At 45.0% G+C, this 20943-nt stretch carries 19 protein-coding genes; 10 read left to right on the top strand and 9 right to left on the bottom strand.

Annotated features, from left to right (window positions below; genetic code table 11):
* Nucleotides 1–65 precede the first annotated feature (65 nt).
* On the top strand, nt 66–1058 hold the full coding sequence (locus GCE9029_RS04910; protein ID WP_062661325.1) for an OmpA family protein: 993 nt from the start codon (nt 66–68) through the stop codon (nt 1056–1058).
* A 49-nt stretch (nt 1059–1107) separates the two neighbouring features.
* Here the strand turns inward: GCE9029_RS04910 and GCE9029_RS04905 are convergent, their stop codons facing one another.
* Nucleotides 1108–1674 (bottom strand): gamma-glutamylcyclotransferase family protein, encoded by a 567-nt coding sequence (locus GCE9029_RS04905; RefSeq protein ID WP_062661323.1) that lies wholly within the window; start codon nt 1672–1674, stop codon nt 1108–1110.
* Between the two features lie 239 nt (nt 1675–1913).
* Here GCE9029_RS04905 and GCE9029_RS04900 point away from each other — a divergent pair, with 239 nt between their 5' ends.
* A complete protein-coding gene (locus GCE9029_RS04900) occupies nt 1914–3407 on the top strand; it encodes a carboxypeptidase M32 (protein ID WP_062661322.1) in 1494 nt (497 codons plus the stop codon).
* A 43-nt stretch (nt 3408–3450) separates the two neighbouring features.
* Here GCE9029_RS04900 and GCE9029_RS25785 read toward each other — a convergent pair whose 3' ends face one another.
* The 3 genes from GCE9029_RS25785 to GCE9029_RS26285 are packed head-to-tail and all read right to left on the bottom strand — an operon-like array spanning nt 3451 to nt 4079.
* Complete coding sequence (locus GCE9029_RS25785) at nt 3451–3615, bottom strand: DUF2256 domain-containing protein (RefSeq protein WP_082804280.1); 165 nt, start codon at nt 3613–3615, stop codon at nt 3451–3453.
* Nucleotides 3612–3863: a TIGR03643 family protein gene (locus tag GCE9029_RS25780; RefSeq protein ID WP_082804279.1), complete on the bottom strand. Its 252-nt coding sequence runs from the start codon at nt 3861–3863 to the stop codon at nt 3612–3614. Before GCE9029_RS25780 ends, GCE9029_RS25785 begins: the two co-directional genes overlap by 4 nt.
* A 39-nt stretch (nt 3864–3902) precedes the next feature.
* The gene (locus GCE9029_RS26285; protein WP_156168248.1) at nt 3903–4079 is read right to left on the bottom strand and encodes a DUF6435 family protein; all 177 of its coding nucleotides are present in this window, start codon (nt 4077–4079) and stop codon (nt 3903–3905) included.
* 219 nt (nt 4080–4298) lie between these two features.
* Here GCE9029_RS26285 and GCE9029_RS04895 point away from each other — a divergent pair, with 219 nt between their 5' ends.
* Nucleotides 4299–5186 (top strand): urea carboxylase-associated family protein, encoded by an 888-nt coding sequence (locus tag GCE9029_RS04895; RefSeq protein WP_062661320.1) that lies wholly within the window; start codon nt 4299–4301, stop codon nt 5184–5186.
* On the opposite strand, the gene GCE9029_RS04890 is transcribed toward GCE9029_RS04895, so the two are convergent.
* A complete protein-coding gene (locus tag GCE9029_RS04890) occupies nt 5187–5522 on the bottom strand; it encodes a TraR/DksA family transcriptional regulator (protein WP_062661318.1) in 336 nt (111 codons plus the stop codon).
* 735 nt (nt 5523–6257) lie between these two features.
* On the opposite strand from GCE9029_RS04890, the gene GCE9029_RS04885 reads away from it, so the two are divergent.
* The 7 genes from GCE9029_RS04885 (at nt 6258) to GCE9029_RS04855 (ending at nt 15754) form a co-directional block, all read left to right on the top strand.
* Entirely contained in the window at nt 6258–7931 is a 1674-nt protein-coding gene (locus GCE9029_RS04885) for a leukocidin family pore-forming toxin (protein ID WP_062661316.1), read from the top strand.
* Nucleotides 7932–8071: 140 nt separating this feature from the next.
* Nucleotides 8072–9934: a hypothetical protein gene (locus GCE9029_RS04880; RefSeq protein WP_062661314.1), complete on the top strand. Its 1863-nt coding sequence runs from the start codon at nt 8072–8074 to the stop codon at nt 9932–9934.
* A gap of 434 nt (nt 9935–10368) precedes the next feature.
* Nucleotides 10369–12531, top strand: coding sequence for a lipoxygenase family protein (locus GCE9029_RS04875; RefSeq protein WP_062661312.1), 2163 nt, complete (start codon nt 10369–10371; stop codon nt 12529–12531).
* 11 nt (nt 12532–12542) lie between these two features.
* Nucleotides 12543–12917 carry a hypothetical protein gene (locus GCE9029_RS04870; protein ID WP_157487770.1) on the top strand — a complete coding sequence of 125 codons (375 nt, stop codon included), beginning with the start codon at nt 12543–12545 and terminating at the stop codon, nt 12915–12917.
* A gap of 176 nt (nt 12918–13093) precedes the next feature.
* Nucleotides 13094–13462, top strand: coding sequence for a hypothetical protein (locus GCE9029_RS04865; protein WP_157487769.1), 369 nt, complete (start codon nt 13094–13096; stop codon nt 13460–13462).
* Nucleotides 13463–13933: 471 nt separating this feature from the next.
* A complete protein-coding gene (locus GCE9029_RS04860; protein WP_062661307.1) occupies nt 13934–14335 on the top strand; it encodes a hypothetical protein in 402 nt (133 codons plus the stop codon).
* 153 nt (nt 14336–14488) lie between these two features.
* A complete protein-coding gene (locus GCE9029_RS04855; RefSeq protein ID WP_062661305.1) occupies nt 14489–15754 on the top strand; it encodes an outer membrane protein transport protein in 1266 nt (421 codons plus the stop codon).
* Between the two features lie 179 nt (nt 15755–15933).
* Here the strand turns inward: GCE9029_RS04855 and GCE9029_RS04850 are convergent, their stop codons facing one another.
* The 4 genes from GCE9029_RS04850 to GCE9029_RS04835 form a co-directional block, all read right to left on the bottom strand.
* Entirely contained in the window at nt 15934–17505 is a 1572-nt protein-coding gene (locus GCE9029_RS04850) for an AMP-binding protein (RefSeq protein ID WP_062661303.1), read from the bottom strand.
* Between the two features lie 72 nt (nt 17506–17577).
* On the bottom strand, nt 17578–19038 hold the full coding sequence (locus GCE9029_RS04845; RefSeq protein WP_082804277.1) for a coniferyl aldehyde dehydrogenase: 1461 nt from the start codon (nt 19036–19038) through the stop codon (nt 17578–17580).
* A 218-nt stretch (nt 19039–19256) separates the two neighbouring features.
* Nucleotides 19257–20315 (bottom strand): AraC family transcriptional regulator, encoded by a 1059-nt coding sequence (locus GCE9029_RS04840; RefSeq protein WP_062661301.1) that lies wholly within the window; start codon nt 20313–20315, stop codon nt 19257–19259.
* Nucleotides 20316–20606: 291 nt separating this feature from the next.
* Nucleotides 20607–20822 carry a hypothetical protein gene (locus GCE9029_RS04835; RefSeq protein WP_062661299.1) on the bottom strand — a complete coding sequence of 72 codons (216 nt, stop codon included), beginning with the start codon at nt 20820–20822 and terminating at the stop codon, nt 20607–20609.
* Between the last annotated feature and the right edge of the window lie 121 nt (nt 20823–20943).

Genomic DNA, 20943 nt, shown 5'->3' with positions numbered 1-20943 from the left:
TGACTCAATGAGAGATACCAAAGTCTACCTTCCAAACCCTCTCTAGAAGGAATGGAGAAAGCAAAATGAAAAAAGCAGTGACAAGCCTTGGACTCATCGTGGCCTTAAGTCCAGTGGCAAGTGTATTCGCCCAAGATGATTCAAACTTTTATCTGGGTGGTCGTTTCGGTGTTTCTACACTGACAGACGCCTGTGACGCTGGCGACTGTGGCAGCAACGATGATGTTGCTGGTGGTTTGATTCTTGGTTATGACTTCGGTAATAACTTTTCTATTGAATCGACCTACGACTATCTGGGTCGTTTCGATACGGCATTCACTGGCGTTAACGCTGGCGCAGGTGATTTGACAGCATTGACTCTGGCTCCAAAATTCAACGTAGGTGTGACTGACCTGACTGACATTTACGGTAAACTGGGCGTTGCTTGGTGGAACTGGAACAGCAATGTCGGCACTGGTGATGTTGATGATTACACTATCTTAGCAGCACTGGGTGTTGACCACCGTGCAAACGATCTGGTTAACGTTCGACTGGAATACCAATACCTTCCAGACATGGACAAAGATTATTTCGATGCAGACAACCACCTGATTACCGCAGGTGTTACCTTCCACTTCGGCCGTCACTCTGAGCCAGAGCCGGTAGTTGTAGAAGAAGTGGTTGTGGTTGAAGAAGTGGTTGAAGAAGCCAAGAAGTACGTCTTCTCTGAAGCAGACGAAGTTGAATTGTTTGCATTCGGTAAATCTTCACTTTCAGATGGCGCAGCGCAACATCTGGAGCCAATGCTGAAACGTCTGCAAGACTTTGAAGAGTCAACTGCAGTTATCATTGGTCACACTGACAGCGTTGGTTCTGAAGCATTCAACCAAAAACTGTCTGAAGAGCGTGCACAAACAGTTGCAAACTACTTCATCGACAATGGTATCGCTGCTGAGCGTTTAACAGTAACGGGCGAAGGTGAAACGAACCCTATCGCATCTAACGATACTGAAGACGGCCGTGCGAAAAACCGCCGCGTTGAAATCGAATCTCCAGAGTTTGTTTACGAAGAAATGTAAACCCACTCTTGATCGACTAAAAAGCCACGCATTTGCGTGGCTTTTCCTTTTACTTTTCTATGTGATTCGGTAAATCCACCAGCATCAAGTCGATCATGTGCCTGTCCTCGTCGGCGACACCTGCTACGCGTTGATAGACTGGCGAGTGTCGGTCGTCAATTCGCGGAAAACTCCAGCCGTATGTTGAAGTAATAAAGCTCTCTGCAAAATCAGCCGAGTATCGTAAACATCCTGCAAGCACAGTGTCGACATAACTTTGAGCGATAGGATGATTGCTGCATGGTGCGATCACTTCATCCGTGACATACACAAATACAGGTCCATCAAAAACAAAGCCTACTTCCAACACCTGAATTCGCTCAGAATCCAGAGGAACGCGCTGATAACCTGCTTCCCGGATATCAAACACCTCAAGTGCATCATCATCTATTCGGACCAATACACCGTTACATTGCCCTTCGCCTTCCTTAACAACCAAATGAGACATTACCGGTGACCCCGTATGCCCCCAGTGTCTTTGCAGACCACTAACAACCGCAGGAACGGCAATGCCCGTCTCTCCCGTGAGTTGACGTGAAGCTGCATTGATTAAACTTCCATATCCGAATATATACATAAATTTGTTAACAATTCTCCTAACGCGTTAATTGGATTAATCCAAACAACACGTGCTACTGTCAACGTTGTAAACTGAGAATCGGTTGTTGTTCAGAAAAACCAGCGTTCTCTGCATGGCAACTCTCAATCTTTCCTAAATTTCTTTACGTTCAGAATACTTTTAAAACACTATTCTGCCGACCGCAGTGCGAAGGATTTACCTGCGGTGCCTCCAAAGATACGACATGGATAAAAACAATGACTGCTTATAAAAGCTTAGAAAAGCAATTCAAGAAACTCTCCAATTACCAACACCTCGCCGCGATCTGTGGTTGGGATCAGGCTGCCATGATGCCTGATGGTGGCAATGATGCCCGGGCTCACGCCATGAGCGAACTCGCCGTGCTTTGCCATGAGACCCTTACAGCGCCTGAAATGGGTCAGTGGATAACAGAAGCAGAGGCCAACGTCGCATCCCTTTCCGCTGAACAACAGATCAGCTTGAAAGAGATGAAGCGTGTTTGGCAACAAGCCACTGTGCTGCCGTCCGATTTAGTGGAAGCGAAATCTATCGCAGGTTCAAAATGCGAACATGAATGGCGCACCCAACGTAAAGAAAATGATTGGGATAACTTTGCCGTCAATCTCAAAAAAGTGGTTAAACTCGCGCGTGAAGAAGCAGCGATTCGCGCGGAACAAACTGGCCTCAGTCGATACAACGCAATGCTTGATCTTTACGAACCAGGCATGACAACAGAGAAGCTGGACATTATTTTTGGCGATCTCAAGTCCTGGTTACCAGAACTCACGCAGCAAATCATTGAAAAGCAGTCGACAGTCGCTGTAGAAGACCCCGCTGGACCATTCCCTACTGAGCAACAAGCAGAGCTTGGCAAAAAGCTCATGGGTATTTTGGGCTTTGATTTCAATCATGGTCGACTGGATGTATCGATGCACCCTTTCTGTGGCGGTGTGCCTCAAGATGTTCGAATCACCACTCGCTACAATGAAGACGACTTTACTCAAGCCATCATGGGTGTCATCCATGAAACCGGTCACGCGCGCTATGAGCAAGGATTACCGCCTTCATTACACGGCTTCCCAGCAGGTGAGGCACGATCAATGGGCATTCACGAGAGCCAAAGCCTGTTCTTTGAAATGCAGTTAGCGCGAAGCCCAGAGTTTGTTCAGCACATTGCCGAATTCGCAAAAGATACATTTGGCCGCGAGTCTGATAAGACCTTTGAGATTGCCAATATCAACGCTTTGTATAAACGCGTTCAACCCGGTTACATTCGCGTCGACGCAGACGAAGTCACCTACCCTGCACACGTTATTCTGCGCTATGAAATCGAACGCGATCTGATTGAAGGAGTCATTGAGGTAGATGACATCCCTGGCATCTGGAATAAGAAGATGCAGGAATATCTTGGTATCTCTACCGAAGGTAATTTCACTGATGGTTGTATGCAAGATATCCATTGGACCGACGGCTCATTTGGCTATTTCCCGAGCTACACGCTAGGCGCTATGTATGCGGCACAGTTTATGGCGGCAATGCGCAAGACAATTGATGTTGATACCTGCCTGAAACAACTGGAGATCGCACCGATTAGCGAATGGCTGAAAGAGAACGTTTGGTCGAAGGGCTCAACGCTTTCAACAGACGAATTAGTGACTCAAGCGACGGGTGAACCACTCAATGCTGAGCACTTTAAGCTGCATCTGATGGCGCGTTATCTAAATAACTAGCATTAGTCGCAAAGTGCAGTCACTGTTTAGCTCAAAGGCAGGATCACCCTGCCTTTTTCTTTTCCTTCCTGCACCTTTCAGAGCAATATCTGACCTCGTCCCAACAAGTAGCCCATTTTTTCCTCCAGGAAAACGGCCTTTCACAAACAACGCAGATTTTGGTTGGCAAGTGCGCTTTGTTACCTCGATAACTCGCTGTCGCTTTCATCGCTGTTTATACTGTGTTGGGCAGTAACAGCGACTAACCTCGACAGGACGCAACTTTTGATGCTTGGTTTTTCTTGCAGACACGCGTTTACGCCAGCTTTTAAAACTGCCCGGTTTTAGAGAACGACGCATCAAACCAATAAGTTGAGGCTCTCCTAAACCAAATTGATGATTGATCGCTTCAAATGGCGTTCGGTCCTCCCACGCCATTTCTATGATTCTAGAAAGGTCTTCGTCGCTAAAGTTCATCATATTCCACCCCGCAATAGATGAGTCGCCCGTCGAGCATCAGGATTGTTGCTCACTTGCCTGTTTGAACTCGTTAAACACGTCCTCTGCTTCTGCGGTCAGTTTTGAATACATTCTGATGTCACCCCTTCTTTGGGCTTGCATCGCTTGTTCCAGCAACATCGAGTGTTTCTTCTTAAGTTTCTTTGCGGTTCTATCTTTGAAAAATGAAAACACGGCTCACTCCTTTGTTTCATGAGTGAATTCAGTACGGGTTTATAAAACAAAAGGATTACACTGCTCTTTGGGTTATCTGTTCGTGGTTCAAGACAAGCGAGATCGCTGCAGATTTCTGAGCCCACAATTGCGAACGCAGTCATGTTCTAAAGAGTGCGAATAGTCGCTCAATCAGGAATGCCTATACTCCAATGACAACGATTACATGGAGGTAATGGTATGAGTGACAGTGCAAAGCAGATACCCGATGGCGAGGCTGATTGGGGCACCAAGCACCCAGAACCATCTGATGCTGAAGCGCGCCGTGCAGCAAAACCTGTCGTGTGTTATGACGTTGAAAACCTGCCACCCTTTGATGCGCCTTTTTATCAGGCCGTACGGCAAGAAGCGGTAAGAACCGTGAAGCTGGAAATCCCGCCCAGAGAAGCGCGCTGCTTTACAGTTCCTGCTGGCAGCTTCTTTCGCATTTCCTGCTTACATGGCTCTCAGGTCGGAGATTTAAATCTTTGGCAGCGCGATAATTTGACTGAGCGCTTTTTCAGCGGAAAAACCAGACAACTCCATGCCACTCATTTATCTACCGGCGACAGATTGTGGAGCAACATGCCCTACTTGCGCCCTATCGCAACGATTACCGATGACTCATTGTCTTGGTATGGCTGGGACGACGATGGTGCAGGTGTGCATGATGTCATTGGCACCCGTTGCGACCCCTATACTCACCATCGGCTTCATGACGAACATTATCATCATTGCTGCCATTCCAACCTTATGCGGGCGCTTGCGGATAAGCTCGGTGTAAGTCAGAAAGAAGCAGAACCCTACATGCATGATGTACTTAACGTATTCATGTGCACCGGATTCACCCGAGATACCCATCAGTACTTTATGAAGGCAAGCCCTGCGCGACAGGGAGACTACATTGAGTTTTTTGCTGAAACCGATCTGTTGGGAGCATTGTCAGCTTGTCCGGGAGGTGATTGCAGTGACACTCACTCCAGTGATGAAGCACAGTGCTACCCACTCACCATAGAAGTGTTTACGCCACCTGCGGATTGCTTGCGCTATTGGACGCCTTTTCAACCCAGCGAGTATTGCTCAGGTTAGCTAAAGGGATTCATGCCCTTCCTGGCAACCAACACAAAACCTAACTTCCGGCTTAATGGCTAAACGGGCATCGGGGATATCCACACCACACTCTTCGCAAAAGCCGTACTCTTCGTCTTCCAAACGCTGAAGTGCGGCATTCACCTCATTTAACTGGCTTTGAAAATACCTAAGATTGGATTTGGCCATTTCGTTTTGTTGAATCGCATCGATTCGCGCAACCCGACCAATACAAGGTTGGTCAAGAGCGACAGGATCCGCCTGGTCTTTCAACAAATCCAGCTCTTCTAGAATGTGAGCTTTCAGGTTTTCCAGCCTTGCTTGATGTTCTGTCATACCACTTCTATGCAACTAGTTTTTGCAAACAATTTTCATCATGTTAACCGATTCTGATTGGCTGCTCACCCAAAGATATTAACTGCATAAAAAGACAGAGTTTCCGTTTTGGAGGTCTTTCCTGTGTGTAGTTTTAATCACAATAATCGCGAACGCTGCAATCACATCCATTTAAGAATTAGCTAAAATAATGCAGAACCTGTATTAAGGCATTTCATAGTTACCAATGTTAAGTTTTCATGTCAAGAAAGTATATTTTAAAATATTTAAAGTATAAACCACCAAAAAGAAAGCGCTTTATAAACTCGGTCAATACACTTCATTTAAATGTATTTCAATACTATTCAAACACAATTTAAAACAAACAATAAAACTCATAGAAATTAACACCTAACTAATACTCATTATCATACTACTTTAGTACCACAAGCTTCTTCCAAATATATTTTTTACATTGTTATCATGATGTTATGGCTCATAGCATCTTGTATTACACCCAGAACAATTAATCCTCTCTGGCGATAATAATATTAAATGCGCCAAGTTAAATAATTAATATTTCGTTTGGAATACCAATTTAAATTAATACACCTTGGGATCTATAGATTGTTAAAAATGCATAGATCAGATAGCAGCTACGATGCTATTTCATTCGGTTTGGGTCGCCATCCCTGCCTAGCTGATAGAAAGTTTGGCTTCGCAGTAGCTCGTCATAACTTAAAGGAGTTAAGGAAAGTGAATATTAAATGGTCTTTATTAGCACTAAGCATTGCTGCGACCACAGCCAATGCGCAAACGGAGTTTGGTACAAGAAGTAGTGTCTTTGAGTCCTATGAAATTGGGGCGAATGAGGTGTATGTAAATACAACTGAGGTGACAGACAGTGACCTAGAAGACATCAAAAGAAAGCTGCGTCAGGGTGATATTGTCATTTTAGATAACACGCATGCAGGCACCGCAGAAAGCTCAAAAACACTGGTATCAAAGGTATTGGGTTTTGGTGTTAAAGCCCCCGTTGTTGCGGCAGCAATGATTGAGGGTCAACTTAACCTAAAATCGATCTCTGTCTACGGAGATACCGAGGAAAGCTATAGTGATTTTTACATAGATCCCAATGCTTCAGATGAACTAATCGATTCCTTGGAGGATGCCAAGTCTGAACTCTCAACCAAGTTGCAGTATTCAACCATGGTTTCTGCATCGGACTTAAGATCACTTTCACCATCGACCCGATCTTTAGCAAATAATGAATCCAATACAGAAACAGAACGTCCCCCTTTGGAGTTACTAAAAACAACAAATAGGGAAGTCATTCTCGTTGAGGCACGGCAAGAACGATTATCATGCCCTACACCTGGCCTAGCCAAAGTTGGCTTTTTAGGATTAGGTGGGTATGAATATGTTGATGAAGAAAATATGGAAGACCCTTGCATTGAAAACAACAGTCGCGCTTCACTTACCTACACCGTTGAAAAAATTCGCTCTGAAGCAACCGATGATGGCTTAAATGAGGATATTAACTTTGTCCGTGTTTCCATTGCACCTGATGATGGTGGTGGCACAGGTATATTTCTGTCCGATCAGCTAGTTCAAAATCAATTCGCTCTTTCTTTTTTTCATCCTTGGATGACCGAGATGAAACCTTTTGCGGATAACTACCGCTTCAGTGTCTACTCGGATGATCCAGATGTCAGGTTGCATGGCCATATTCCCGCTCAAGAAAATCCTACAAATCAGATCTCAGAAACTGCTACCGTTGATGTGGGAATATCAATCACAGCAAGTGTTGGTGCCGAGGGAAACCAATCTGGCGGTACAGGTAACGCAGGTTTATCGGCTACTTATAGTTACAACACTAGCTATTCAAAAACCGTCTCGTACGAGACAGCAGAGTATACGCTGGAAAATGCTTCAGGTTCTGAAAGTCTTGATCAAGCAGGTTGGGTCTACGATAGAAACTATCTTGAAAAAAGATGTAATTGGCTCTACGCAACAGGCCCAGAACAAACGGCTTGTCATCGAGATAAACCTGCCTGGGACTTAAACCCCGCATTCGATTACAGAGCCTTTAGCGCCATCTCTCACCGAAACTTTGTACCTGGCTTTGTAGCAACATTCCGTAGTGAAGCAGATAAAACGGGCACATCAACGTTTCATGTAGATAGCTCTGTCGGTGTCATGTCACTGTTGGCAACACACAGCAATTGGCTTGGTGTCCTTCCTGTGCAAACCGTTGCTTACAAGGATGAACACGTATCAGCTGCCACATTCGGGGCTGAGTTTGAAGTGGATTGGGATCGCGTAAGACTGCTCAAATGTCAAAACAGCGACTTTACCAATGAAGAGTCTATCGCTGCTGAAATTGAAGCAAATCCAGAGTGTGAGGATTACTACAGCAATATCTTGTAACCCTTAAACTATGAGGTCAAGGCGCTCTTTAAGGCGCCTTGTCCTCATCTTTTTAAGTGTTCCACTTAATTACTGAGACGCTTTAGATATTTTTCAACAGGGACTGAGCTCTCTACTTTCATTTAATCATGGAGTACAACATGGAATGTTCATGGACTTGGAAACTGCTACATACACTCTCTATTTTAGCCCTATCTACAGCTTTATTTGGCTGTAACTATGACCTTGAAAGCAACACACCAGAAAATAAAAAGCCAAGAGTGGAACGACTATGGAATAAAAATGATGTCAGCAGCATTGTAAGAACTGAATTGGTTAAGATTCCATCTCCACTTCCAGAAAACATTCGTAGTAAAGCCCCGGAGCAATGTAATAATATTAGCCTAATAAAATATTCCTCCCTAAATGGCTCTACTTCCAATGAAGCGGACGCGGTATTGATGATGATGCCCGGCGTTTTAGAAGGCGCAACGGGTTTCCAACATATCGGCAGAGAACTAGTTTATATTGCCAAAAAAGAGCATGGCCTGAACTTCGAAGTGTGGGCAATGGACAGACGAGCAAATTGCCTAGAGGACACCTCAATGATTGACAATATTCTTCCGCTTGCTGACCGCAGTATTGATGAAGTTGCTCTGGAAGCGCTTGATTTCTATTACAACAGCGGAGACATCAATGGAAGCATATTTCCAGGATTTTACAAAAGCGAAGACGTTGATTTCCTCTCCGAGTTTGGTCTCTCACTAGCAACGGAAGATATGTTCAAGGTTGCTATGACGTTAATGCCTAACCTTGAAGACCGCCAAAAAAAGCTCTTTGTAGGAGGCCACTCCTTGGGCGGTATCCATACTTCAGCATTTCTTTCTTGGGACTTGGATGGTGACTCAAATACCTTGGAAGACGCAGGATTCAACAATGTAGCCGGAGCATTCGCTTTCGACTCTATTCTCTCGAATCTGTCAGACATACCTGAATTACTTTCTTCAGTGGTTCCATTTCATCTCGGCGCGTTTGGCGTGGATGTCGCTCAAAACATCACCCCGGATATTTACGCCAAAGCCACCAGCAAACTAGAAAAAGGGATTATCCCTAGGATTGTTTCAATACCAGGCCTTTTCACACCTTCCGAGCTTGCATTTCCAGTTATTTTGGGCGCGATTGCCGAAAAAGCGCCAAGTGCCGAAATCGGTATCATCGACCAAGTTAAGCTTCCCTTCTCACTTCAAAACATGATGAGAGTTTTACATTCCAAGGATCTCCCAGATTTCATCCTCAAGCCTGACATGACTGATTTTCGCTATACCTATGAGGCAATTATTGGTTTAGTGTTTGACGATGACTTCTCCACAATAGGATTCCTTGGAACCAGTTTGGGACACCTAAATGGTGGTCCAATCGAGCAAAAATTTCATATCCTCAACGCAATCTCATCGCTACCTGTTATTGGTAACTTTATAAGTGCCGCCTATACCGATGATAAACAATATATCGCCGTATTTCCGAAGGATTATCAGGGATTCACCGGGCCTCTGTATACATGGGCTGATTTTGATGAAGTTGCTTACACTGCCGAAGACGAATACCTCAGCCTCAATGGTTCTCAAGCATTCACAACCGGTCGAGACGAAATGGTAGATATGGACGACTTTCTCAGTGCCCTCTATGACGACAAAACGGGCCTCAATTTCACTGAATGGTACTTTCCTACGCGGATTGTCATTGACGCGGCGCTAGCATTGCCATTTGGACACGCAGTAAACAGTGGATTGAACGTCATACATCAAGATAAATTGGATTACGTGCCGAAGCTAGAGTTCATCGGTTCCGATGGCGTCATTCAACCGCTTATTGAACTCGGTGTTGTTCCTTCAAAAAAAGAACGAATTTTACTAGATGGTTTCAATCATCTGGATCCTATGTTCGAGGTCAACAATGCACCCTCTAGGCACAATCCGGTAGTGATTTCACGCCTTATTAGATTCGTAGAAGCTAATAGAGGTTAACGTTCAGTCACGCTCAAGTGAGAGCAGCCTGATAAAAGGCAATGCACCCGAAGTAGATGCACGTGTAATTAAACAGCGTGCCTTTTATTCTAATCAAATTAATTTAAAATTCATTACCTTTACATACTTTATTCAATCTTAAGATACCTGTTTCATATATATAATCACACTAAACAGTGAATTTTAGAAAAGGAAAACACTCTTATATCCAATATCTTAGTCATATGCCGAGTGAAGGAAAGTAAGGACAGATCTTATACATAAAATGACAAGTCGAAATAGTTTGGAGTCGCTAAAGTTGGCTGGTAGCTCCGGTGTTTGAAATACAGAGTTAGATAACAATATCTGTTATCAGTGATATTTGAACGCCGGTCATCACGCGGGATAGTTGGAATGACTAGTCCTATAGTACCAACCAAAAGGGATTGAGTTTTATGAGCAACGACCAGATTCAAGAGTTGAGAGAGCTACTGAATATTGACGAGTACTCCACGCTTAAAACCACTAGGACGCGCTCGTTTGGAAATGCGCGGTGTCAAACAGAGGACCACCCGCTAGCCGGAGAATTCCACAAAATTTTCCAAGGCCTAGGAGGCACTGAAAAACTGAAGACCCCTTACCCCAATGTGTCATTACCCCAATACGATACAACCCATCAGGCAGTGAGAAAGGCGCTTTTAGAAAAAGCACGTAAGGAACACGTTTTCGAATACTTTAAGCTTCCCGGTGCAGTTGTGCATGGAAATATTGTTTCACCAGAAGTGGCTGATTCCGGCACGTGGAAATATCGTGGTGATCTTGATTCATACGAATACAATTTTGGCGTTGATGACGCCAGTCTCACATTTGACGGCATTCAGTTGATGGAAGGTGCCATCGCCTATCTTTGTAAGCATTTTGACGACATTGTTAAAACGCCTGATATTGCGCTTCGAGTGTTGGACGTTTTTAGAAGAATCATTGGTGCGCTGACTGATAACAAACCCGATGCCGCTCACTTTGAAATTATGGATCCTATTCTAGCTTTGTTTCCGTCGAGAAAGTGTAATAGCGTAGAGGAACTCGATTTTTACCCTACTTTTTGCCCTACGCATCCACACTATGAAGACCGTATAAAGCAATGGCCTAAACCCGACTACGACCAGGACTTCCGCTCAGATGATCTTATTGGTTGGTTGATGACAGCAGCGCCAAGTCCCGTTTTTGACTATTTCAAACCTTATACCGAGCACCAACAGAACTTTCCTATCACTAATGAACATCTCAAAAAAGTGCCTGGTTTTGAGAATGACGACATCGATCAAGCCATGGCTGAGGGTCGTCTTTTTATTGTTGACTTCAAGGACTTTCACGAAGAAACAGTGGCAGAACGAAACTGGGATAACTATGGTGCGAGGTTGCACGCAAGTATCTCGCTGTTTGGCATATCTAAAGAATCTAACGCACTAAAAACCATTGCCATACAACCCACTCAAACACCACAAGGCTCAGGTTTTTGGGAAGACATAGATTGGTTCTTTGTGAATATTTTCGGTTATGGCACAAACAAACACCCACGCTCAAAAATCATCACCGCAGGTGACAACTACTGGGCTTGGCAAATGGCCAAAAATACGGTAACCACGATGGCATCTATGGCTGGTGTTGTTGACCACTTATCCAGTCATGTCTACCTTGGTTCCATCCCGGTTGCGTACTTTAGAAATATCACAGAGCACCACCCTCTTCGACCATTACTAGATACGCACCTGATGGGATTGCTGACCAACAACCATACCGGGATTTTTACAGAAGTCGGCTTTCCCACATCTGATAACGTTGACCCTTATGGCGATCCCTTCAATGGACTGTTAACGGGCGCAATCCAGCATTTGTCTGGCTTCAGCAGCCAAACCTTTTTAACCTCCGTTCTACGGCGTAAAAGTCAGTACCACTTTAAAACACATAGTTCGCCGATTGATCGTCACGCTGACCCGTCTTTGGCGCAGTTAAAAGATTTTCCGCAACATGATGATAACGAACTCGCCCCTATCATCAGTGAGTGGGTGGATGGTTATATCAGACTTTATTACCACTCTGACCAAGATGTCGTTGACGATTCTGAATTACAAGCTTTCCTCTACGAAACCAACCATTATGGAATGGTACGTGGCTTCCCCGATGATGCTAAAACAATTGAAGAACTAGTGGATACCGTTTCAAGGATTATCTATTGGATGTCAGTAAACCATGGTTTCAGTAGCTTTGTCTCCTTCATGAAACTTGGCGCTTTAGGGTTTTATCGAGACCACCCTATCGATCCTTATCATGAGTATTCAGAAAGAGATTGGCTGAATATTTGTCCACCCATGAATGTCGGCGCTGGGCTGTTCATGTTTTCTAAGATCTTCACCGACTTACCTGAAGATTGGTTCCGCTCGCTTGGGAAATATCCAAAAGGCCAGTTTTCCCATGATCCCAATGTTTATCCATATCTGGATAACTTCCAGTCACAACTCAAAGATTTGGATGAAAAGATTCGAGCTAAAAATCGCGAAAGACGCTGGAGCTATGACCTTCGCATGCCTTCAACAATGACTGTCAGTCCTTGGAACTAATGGGAGATATTATGATGAGAGAGTTTAATCAATCACGCAGAGATTCCATGAGAAAAATGCTCATTGCTAGTGGTGCATGTTTGGTCATGGCTCACGTGGGAACGCAGAGTGTTAACAGTGAAAATATGGCTAAGTACTATTCAGGGAAGAAGTCACTCGTCGATGATAAAGTGCTGAATCAGCTAAGCCAACCAGAGAAAACCGTTTATATCGTCATTAAAGAAAATTCGATTTATTCTAAAAAAGTAAAAGAAGATGACATTTTGAGTTTCACTAGGAGCTTCGTGTCTGAGGTTAATGATGAGAAGATGTTTGAAGGTGCATTTGGTAATTTTCAATCTCAAATGCAGCTGATGTCACTTTTCATAAAATACATTCATGCTTAATCTCGCATCAAACATATAAGAGCCGGCACATAAGTGCTGGCTTTTTTTTCAAAACACATGCTAATGATAAAGAAATGTCATGGAGAGACAAAGAAAAAAGTCATTAAAACACCATAATAACGGCATCATCCAAGATTTTCATTTTGTCATCTAAAAAAATCAGACGGGAAAGAGCATTGGCTAGAAGAAAAAGAATTGACATTAGTAAGATGGGAGACATAAAAAAGGATGAAATAATTTCAAGAGCCTGTAGTGTACTTAGAAAAGTTAAGCAGGTTGAGTATCTTGATATACCATTAAAAAAAAGAAAAAATCTCGCCGAAATATCCAAAAAACATAAGTTATCCCATAGAGAAGCATTGGTTTTTACAGCCATAAAAAATAACTTAAGAAACTCTAAAAGAATAAAGGATCAACAAATTTATATGTTTACAAAGGAAATAGGAGAAAAGTGTCAACTGAAGGAAAATCAAGACATTGAAGCAGAGAGTATAGATATAAAGATGGAGTTAATGGATTGCTTTATCAGGTATATCAATATATAGCGCTTATCTCTCTTCTCCGGAGTAGCACATTGTAGACGCTACTGGGTAATGGTTTATACCCAAGCAACCTGAAGATGCAAGATTTAGCGAGATTGACTGGTGTTGTGATCGCGGCGTTCCTTTGTAGGTGTAGTCACCTCCATCAAAAAGGGACAACAAAGAGCACAGCATCAGTCAACTCGCCCGTAGGGAGGTCTTCAAGTTGTTTGGGTATAAGTGCCCGATTTCTATCTCTCTATCGAGATAGCCTTCCCGGGTTGTTGCAGCGACAACCCGGCTTTTTTTAACCGGCACTTCATTCAGTCGAATTCCCTTCCTGAATCACCCAAATCTCAGCACCGGTTCGCTCGGATAGTGGTATGGCACGTTATGACAAGCTTACCGACTTGCCCTTTTATAAGATTCCCGAATATTCATCGAAGCGCTTTCTGCGCGACGGCATCGAATGGTTACTCCAAAAGGGAAGTGTCAGTGGAACAACACGTCGATATCAACTTAACCCGCGTTGATGAAATGCGAAAAAGCATGATCGTCAATCGCACCTGTGCCGTCATTGCAAAGGCGAGTAATGGCGGAAACCCAAGAAAAACATATGTATTACAATCTTCTGTTCGCCAAGGTGCACCTGTTGACGAAACTGAAATCCGTGCAATAGCGAAGAAGTTGTCGCTCAGTCTTCAGGAACAAGATCTGTTTGTCGTGATTAAGCGCAATCTCGTTCATTCAAAAAAAGTCAAAGATGGACAAATCTCTGCCTTTGCCAAACACGTCGTCCTTCACTGTGATGAAGAAACAGATATCTATCATTCATTGAAAGGCATTGAACAGCAAATGCAGGTCATGGATCAATTTATTCAGTACATCCACGTTTAAGCCAAAACTAGTCATTCTTAAACGCTTTTGTCTCACTGACCATTGAAGATAGTTCAATGGCATGTGGAGACTACATGCCAATGTACGGTCATGCCTACCATCTGAAGGATTCCTATAAAAATCACAGGATTAACTTCAGCCATGGAGGTCGTTATGGCGGCAAAGAAAGCAAGAGTATTAACCCTTTCCACAACAGCGACGCTTGTCTTGTCTGCACTCGCTGCCAGTCAGGCAAACGCTGCGGGCTACCAAATCGCATTTGATTCAGTCGGCGGGCTTGGGCGCGCCTATGCTGGTGAAGCTGCTGTCGGTGACAGCGCAACGTCGATGGGGCGGAACCCCGCCACCATGACGCTCTTTGAACGTCCGGCGTTCTCCGGTTCAATGATTTACTTTGACGCAGAAATCGACGTGACGGGCAACTCAGCAGCGCAGTCCTCGTCAGACATTATTCCTTCCCAATTTGTGCCAGCAAGTTACTACGTTCATCCTCTGAATGACCAAATGGCTGTGGGCTTGGGACTATATGCCAACTACGGGCTGGGCACTGACCTGAAGAATGATTTCCTCGCCGGCGACATAGGCGGTGATACCGAGCTTTTCACAGTAAACATCAACCCGGCCGTTGCTTATCAAGTGAACCCTATGCTGAGTCTTGGCGCAGGTATTAGCCTGGTTTACGCAAATGGCGAAGTGAATAGGCATTACGGTGGAGGTGCAGGCAACTTCGGCACACAGGCTTCAGGCAAGATTCTCAGCTGGGACGGTGATGACTGGGCCTTTGGGTGGAATGTAGGCGCACTGTTTGAACTGGATGAAAGTAACCGGCTCGGCCTCTCCTATCGCGCTGGCGTTGACCTGAAACTTGAAGGTACTTTCACGGATTTCAGTCCCGGCGTTGCCATTCCTGGTGGAGGTTCAACAACGGCTGTTTCGAATGTGCCACTCCCCGCGATTGCAGAGTTCTCTGGCTTCCACCAGCTCAATAATAAGTTCGCCATTCACTACAGCGCCCTTTGGACCCAATGGAGTGAGTACAAAGAATTCAGCGCATCAAGCAGCGATTGCAGTATCAACGGTGGCATTTGTTTTCTAAAGCCGGAGAAGTATGACGACAGCTGGCGATGGGCAATTGGTGCAACGTATCAACTCAACCCGGCCATCAAACTTCGCGCTGGCTTTGCACTCGATGAAAAAGCAGGTGATACAACCGTGAGCATCCCAGACCAAGACGCCTATTGGTATTCGACAGGTATGAATTACCAACTTGATGACAACTGGTCGTTTGATTTTGGATTGGCTTACATGGACCGCTCAGATGAGTCTTTTACTGAAACCAGCTTATTCACGGCAAACCATGACTACACGGCAAAAGGCTATTTACTGATTGTAGGTGCACAAGCAAACTACCGCTTCTGAAAACAGAACATAACCGTCCTTAATACAGCCCGCCTCGCGGGCTTTTTTTGTGTCTTCAGACCAACAGGTAACAATGAAAAAACAGGAAAAAAAAGCCGGCGCATTTGCACCGGAAAAGACGAGTAAAAGTAAAGGACAGAAAGACGGTTAGGGTCTAATGATTCACGAGTCAACAGACCCTAGGCGTTAGCGCGAAGATCTTTTCGAAGGATCTTACCAACAGCCGTCTTCGGCAACTCAGAGACCACAACTACCTGTTTAGGCACTTTGTAGGCAGTGAGATTCTGGCGGCAGAAGGTTTCAAGGTCGGTCAGTTCCAAGGTCTCTTTTGCTGTAATGAAGGCTTTTACTGCCTCACCTGTTGTGTCATCAGACACACCGACTACAGCAGCTTCCAACACATCGGGGTAAGCGCAAAGCACTTGCTCTACCTCGCTTGGATAAACATTAAAGCCCGAAACCAGCACCATGTCTTTTAGGCGGTCGACAATCTGAATACATCCGTTTTCAAGAACGACACCCATGTCACCAGTTTTAAAATAGCCAGCTGACGTCAACACCTGAGCGGTTTCTTCTGGGTTATTCCAATAACCTTTCATCACCTGTTTGCCTTTCAACACGATTTGGCCCACCTCGCCATCTGGCAATGGCTGGTCATTCAAATCCCAGATTTCTACATTGGTGTTGATAAGTGGCGCCCCCACGGTGCCATAGTGCTCGCTTCCAGGATGATTCAGGCTGATAACAGGGGAGGTCTCAGACATGCCATACCCTTCGGTGATAGTGCAACCTGTCACCTCTTCCCAACCAAGACGCGCTGCATCAATCAAAGCAGTCCCGCCAGAAATCGTGATTTTGAGGTGAGAGAAATCCAGTTCACGGAATTCTGGGTGCTGGCAAAGTCCGACAAATAGAGTGTTAATACCGGCAAAGCCAGAAAATTTGTGCGGCTTCAATTGCGTAACAAAGGCATCCAGATCTCTTGGGTTCGGGATCAGAATATTGGTATTCCCCTGAGAGAAGAAAAGGATAAGGTTCACTGCAAACGCATAGATGTGGTAGAGCGGCAATGGGCAAACAAAGAGTTCTTCACCCGGAGTAACAACATTGCTCAAGCGTTCTTCAAGCTGCTCCATGTTCGTCAGCACGGATGCATGAGTGAGACATGCCCCCTTTGCCCTTCCCGTCGTGCCGCCTGTGTACTGAAGCATGCTAATCGCTTCGGCATCAATGTTCGGCGGACAAAACGGCGCGGCATCAAAGGCGAGAATGTTGTCCAAATCTACCTGCTGGATATCACGCTCACTGGGTACAGAAGCCGAACCGCCCCCTTTGGCATAAATCACCAGCTCAATATCGGTATGGTCGATGACTGATGCCAAAGGCGCGGAAAGCGGCGCGAAGATAACCAAGGCTTTTGCACCAGAATCCGTAAACTGATGCTGCATTTCTCTGGGGGTGTAAAGAGGATTGGTATTCACAAGAACCAATCCGGCGCGCAAGGCTGCAAACGCAGCAATTGGAAAATCCAGAATATTCGGAAGCTGGATAGCAATCCGATCACCGGGTTGTAAGTTTGTGTTGTTTTGAATCCAGCCTGCCAGTTGTCGGGACTTTTCCTCCACTTCACGATAAGTCAGGCTTTGTGGTCCGCAATAGAATGCAATTTTGTCTGCGTATTTGTCGCAGGCGCTTTCGATAAACGTCGCCATTGTGGCGCGGTTGTTTCGCTCACCTTGTGTCACGTTCATTATCCTTCTGTTTATCATGCTTGTTCTTGCCCTAATAGGCTTTGGTCTTAACGCCAACGCCATGTGACACTGTCACCCACCAACAAAGAACTTGTTGAACAAGTGATGCATTTTCTTGCCGTAAGGCGGGAACAGCATGTCGCTGAAAAAGAGTTTCCCTCGTACCAACACTGACTTGCAGTGTGAAAATGTTCTGAATCCCTCTACCCCGTGATAACTGCCTATTCCGGAGTCGCCCACTCCACCAAATGGCAAATCGTCGACAACGACATGGAATGCCGCATCGTTAATGCAAACACCACCAGCATGTGTTTCCTTTAAAAATCGGCGTTGGAAATTTTTGTCGAAGCTTTGTATATACAAACCCAAAGGTCTTGGGTTGTTGTTAATAGAATCAATAACATCCTGCACACTCTGATAACCAACAATGGGAAGGATGGGTCCAAAAATTTCTTCCTGCATGACTTTCATTGAAGGCTTGGCACCCAATATCAGCGTCAGGGGTATAAAGCCGCCTTCTGGCTTTACATCCAAATTTCCAAGATGAATAACCTGCGCTCCTTGCGCTTTAGCTTCTTCCAGATATCCCATCAAACGGTCGAACTGTTTCGCATTGATCACCCGGGTGCGTTTATCGTCACCAAGCTCAGAGGGATACATAGATTCATAGCGATGATCGATTTCCTTCACCAAACTGTCTACGCGATCATGCGGACAGTAAATGTAATCTGGCGCGACACAGGTTTGGCCTGCATTCATGGTTTTGCCGTAGATAAAGCGTTTTACGGCTTCACCCAACGGTATGTCGCTATCGATGATCACTGGCGATTTGCCGCCAAGTTCCAGTGTCACTGGCACAAGGTTATCTGCCGCCGCAAGCATCACATGACGGCCAACTTGTGTGGAGCCAGTAAAGAGCAGGTGGTCAAACGGCAATTCTGAAAATGACTTCGCGATGTTCGCGTCACCTTGCACAACACAAACCTTGTCGTTTGCAAAGACACTGCTGAGCATCTCTTCCAACACTGCATTCGTCGCAGGCGTGAATTCAGACACTTTAATCATGGCCCGGTTTCCCGCAGCGACCGCAGCCACCAGTGGGCCAATGGTGAGAAAGACGGGGTAATTCCAAGGAGCAATAATCCCAACGACACCCAAAGGCTGGTAGTGAATTTCGGCTTTCGCTGGCTGAAAGACAATCCCGACTTTTCGCCTTTGTGGCTTCATCCATTGGCGTAAGTGTTTGATTGTATAATCAATCGTGGAAAGAGAAGAGAATATGTCGCCGAGTATGCTTTCCTCGTGACTTCTGTAGCCAAAATCCTTTACGAGCGCATTGAGCAGGTTTTCTTTTTCGCGGTGAATTGCCGACTTAAGCGCCTCCAGATCCTCTACCCGGTTTTCATAGGTAGGGTATCTTTCTTTGTTGAACGCATGTTTTTGAATACTAAACGTAGTGGTCACTGGAATGACGCCATTCATCGAATGCTGTTCAGCAACCATCGGAGCAGAGAGTTGTTCAGCGTTGCTCATTTGGGTCTCCCTAATGTCTTCCTCCTTAATTCAGCCAAGTCCAACAAGAACAGCAGAATGGAGAGGACTCATTTCTATTGCGATACTGAATTTTCAATATGCGCTAACCCTGTCAGAACGCTTTGTTAATTTATGCCAAAGGATTATCTTCTGAACTGCTTGAGAGCTAGATGAAAGAAAGGGCACCTTTCGGTGCCCTTTCTCGTTATCAGTTTGGGTCAATGCCGACAGGCTTCGGCGAGGGTATTCGAAGAGAGATAACGATGACGATACTCACCAGGCGCACAACCTTCCCAACGCCTAAATGCTCGGTTAAAGTTCGCGACATTGGAAAATCCCACCAAATAGCCAATTTCACTGATACTCATATGAGGCTGCCTAATATAATTCATCGTCAAACGTTTACGTGTATTGTCGAGGATGTCTTTATAGCAGGTGCCCTGATCGTTGAGTTTACGCTGAAGGTTTCGAAGGCTTAATCCCAGTTGTTTGGCCACATCCGCCTGTGAAGGCGCTCCGAGAGGCAGTTCTTCAACAATACGGTTCTCGATCTGAAATGACAGGTTGGTTTTATCTACCCTACACATGAACTTGTTAAGCATTTCGAGGTGCATTTCATTGATTGCGGGATTACTACTAATAGACTGGGCTCTGACGACTTCCGCATCCATCACAACAGCGTTTCGATCGCAACCATACTCAATTGGGCAATCGAAGAACGCCGAAGCCACGTCGCAATCCGCACCAATCGGCTCAAAATTATATTGTATTTTGACTGGATTAAAATCACGGCCAACAATATCGCGAGACAACTGAACTAACGTGGCCAAAAATGCTTCAATCATGTGGGGAGTGAGTACCCCGCGACCGCTATCTGCATATTGATAGACCTCAAGGTCAGCGACAAAATCGTCTTCACCTTCCTCAAAGGCGTACATGTTGCAGCAATTAGAGACGACACGTTTGTATTGCGCAACACGTTCCAATGCTTCTTGAAGGCTGTATGCCGATTGCACCGCATACCCAAGCGCATGAAGCACTGATGGATGGAAGCTACAAGCTACCTCTATATTAAAAGCGCGACCGCCAACTTTGTTGTTACAGTACGCGAACAAATTACCGAGGCTCTGAACGCAAACCCTCCCCTCAGGATCATTGACTATTGAAGGAGAAATACCAAACCTTTCCAACGTCTCGATCGGCTCAATGTCTAGGGTTTTCATTGCCCGAGTAATGGGGATCAGCCATCCACTTAGTGTTGAATAATATGCGTTCATACAAGTCTCTTCCTGGAAATAACCTACAACATGAACTCATCCGAACAATTCGGTAAACATTCCATCGATGTTGCGAAGATGCTGCATCACATAACGATAGTGTTACTGGCAAAGTTATAAATGATCACATTCAAGTTTTGATAGATTTAACGCTTTAAACACGTGTTCATCCACGATATGAAACATGATTCTTATCTTTAAAACATAGGGATTAGTTGCACATTTTATGTAAGCGAGCGGTCCTCAAAAACGAAAGCCAGCAGTCGTAAGCTGGCTTTCATCAGGAACATATCAGATATCTAATGGCGGCTGTTTTCGCATTTCCTCCAAAGAACTTCCCATTCTGATGGGGTCTGAGAGCGATTCATTCTCATACACACTCTCTGTAAATTCTAAGGCATCATAGAAACCCCACCCTTTCTGCGACAGCTCATTCGCAATTTCCAACTTATTCATACCTCCGTGGTGCATGTCGACCACTTCAGCAAAGGCATCCTTCTCACTCATGGCGGCTCCTCTCGGGCACAGGAAACACCCCAATAACGTAGTGAGAGATCCCCACGAAAGTTGTATCAAAAAACTGACTGACTGCAGTAATTCTTATGTCTGTAAAATTTGGCAACACGAT

The sequence above is a fragment of the Grimontia celer genome (assembly GCF_900055185.1).
Taxonomy (GTDB): domain Bacteria; phylum Pseudomonadota; class Gammaproteobacteria; order Enterobacterales; family Vibrionaceae; genus Enterovibrio; species Enterovibrio celer.
This window is presented reverse-complemented; position numbering and strand designations above follow the sequence as displayed.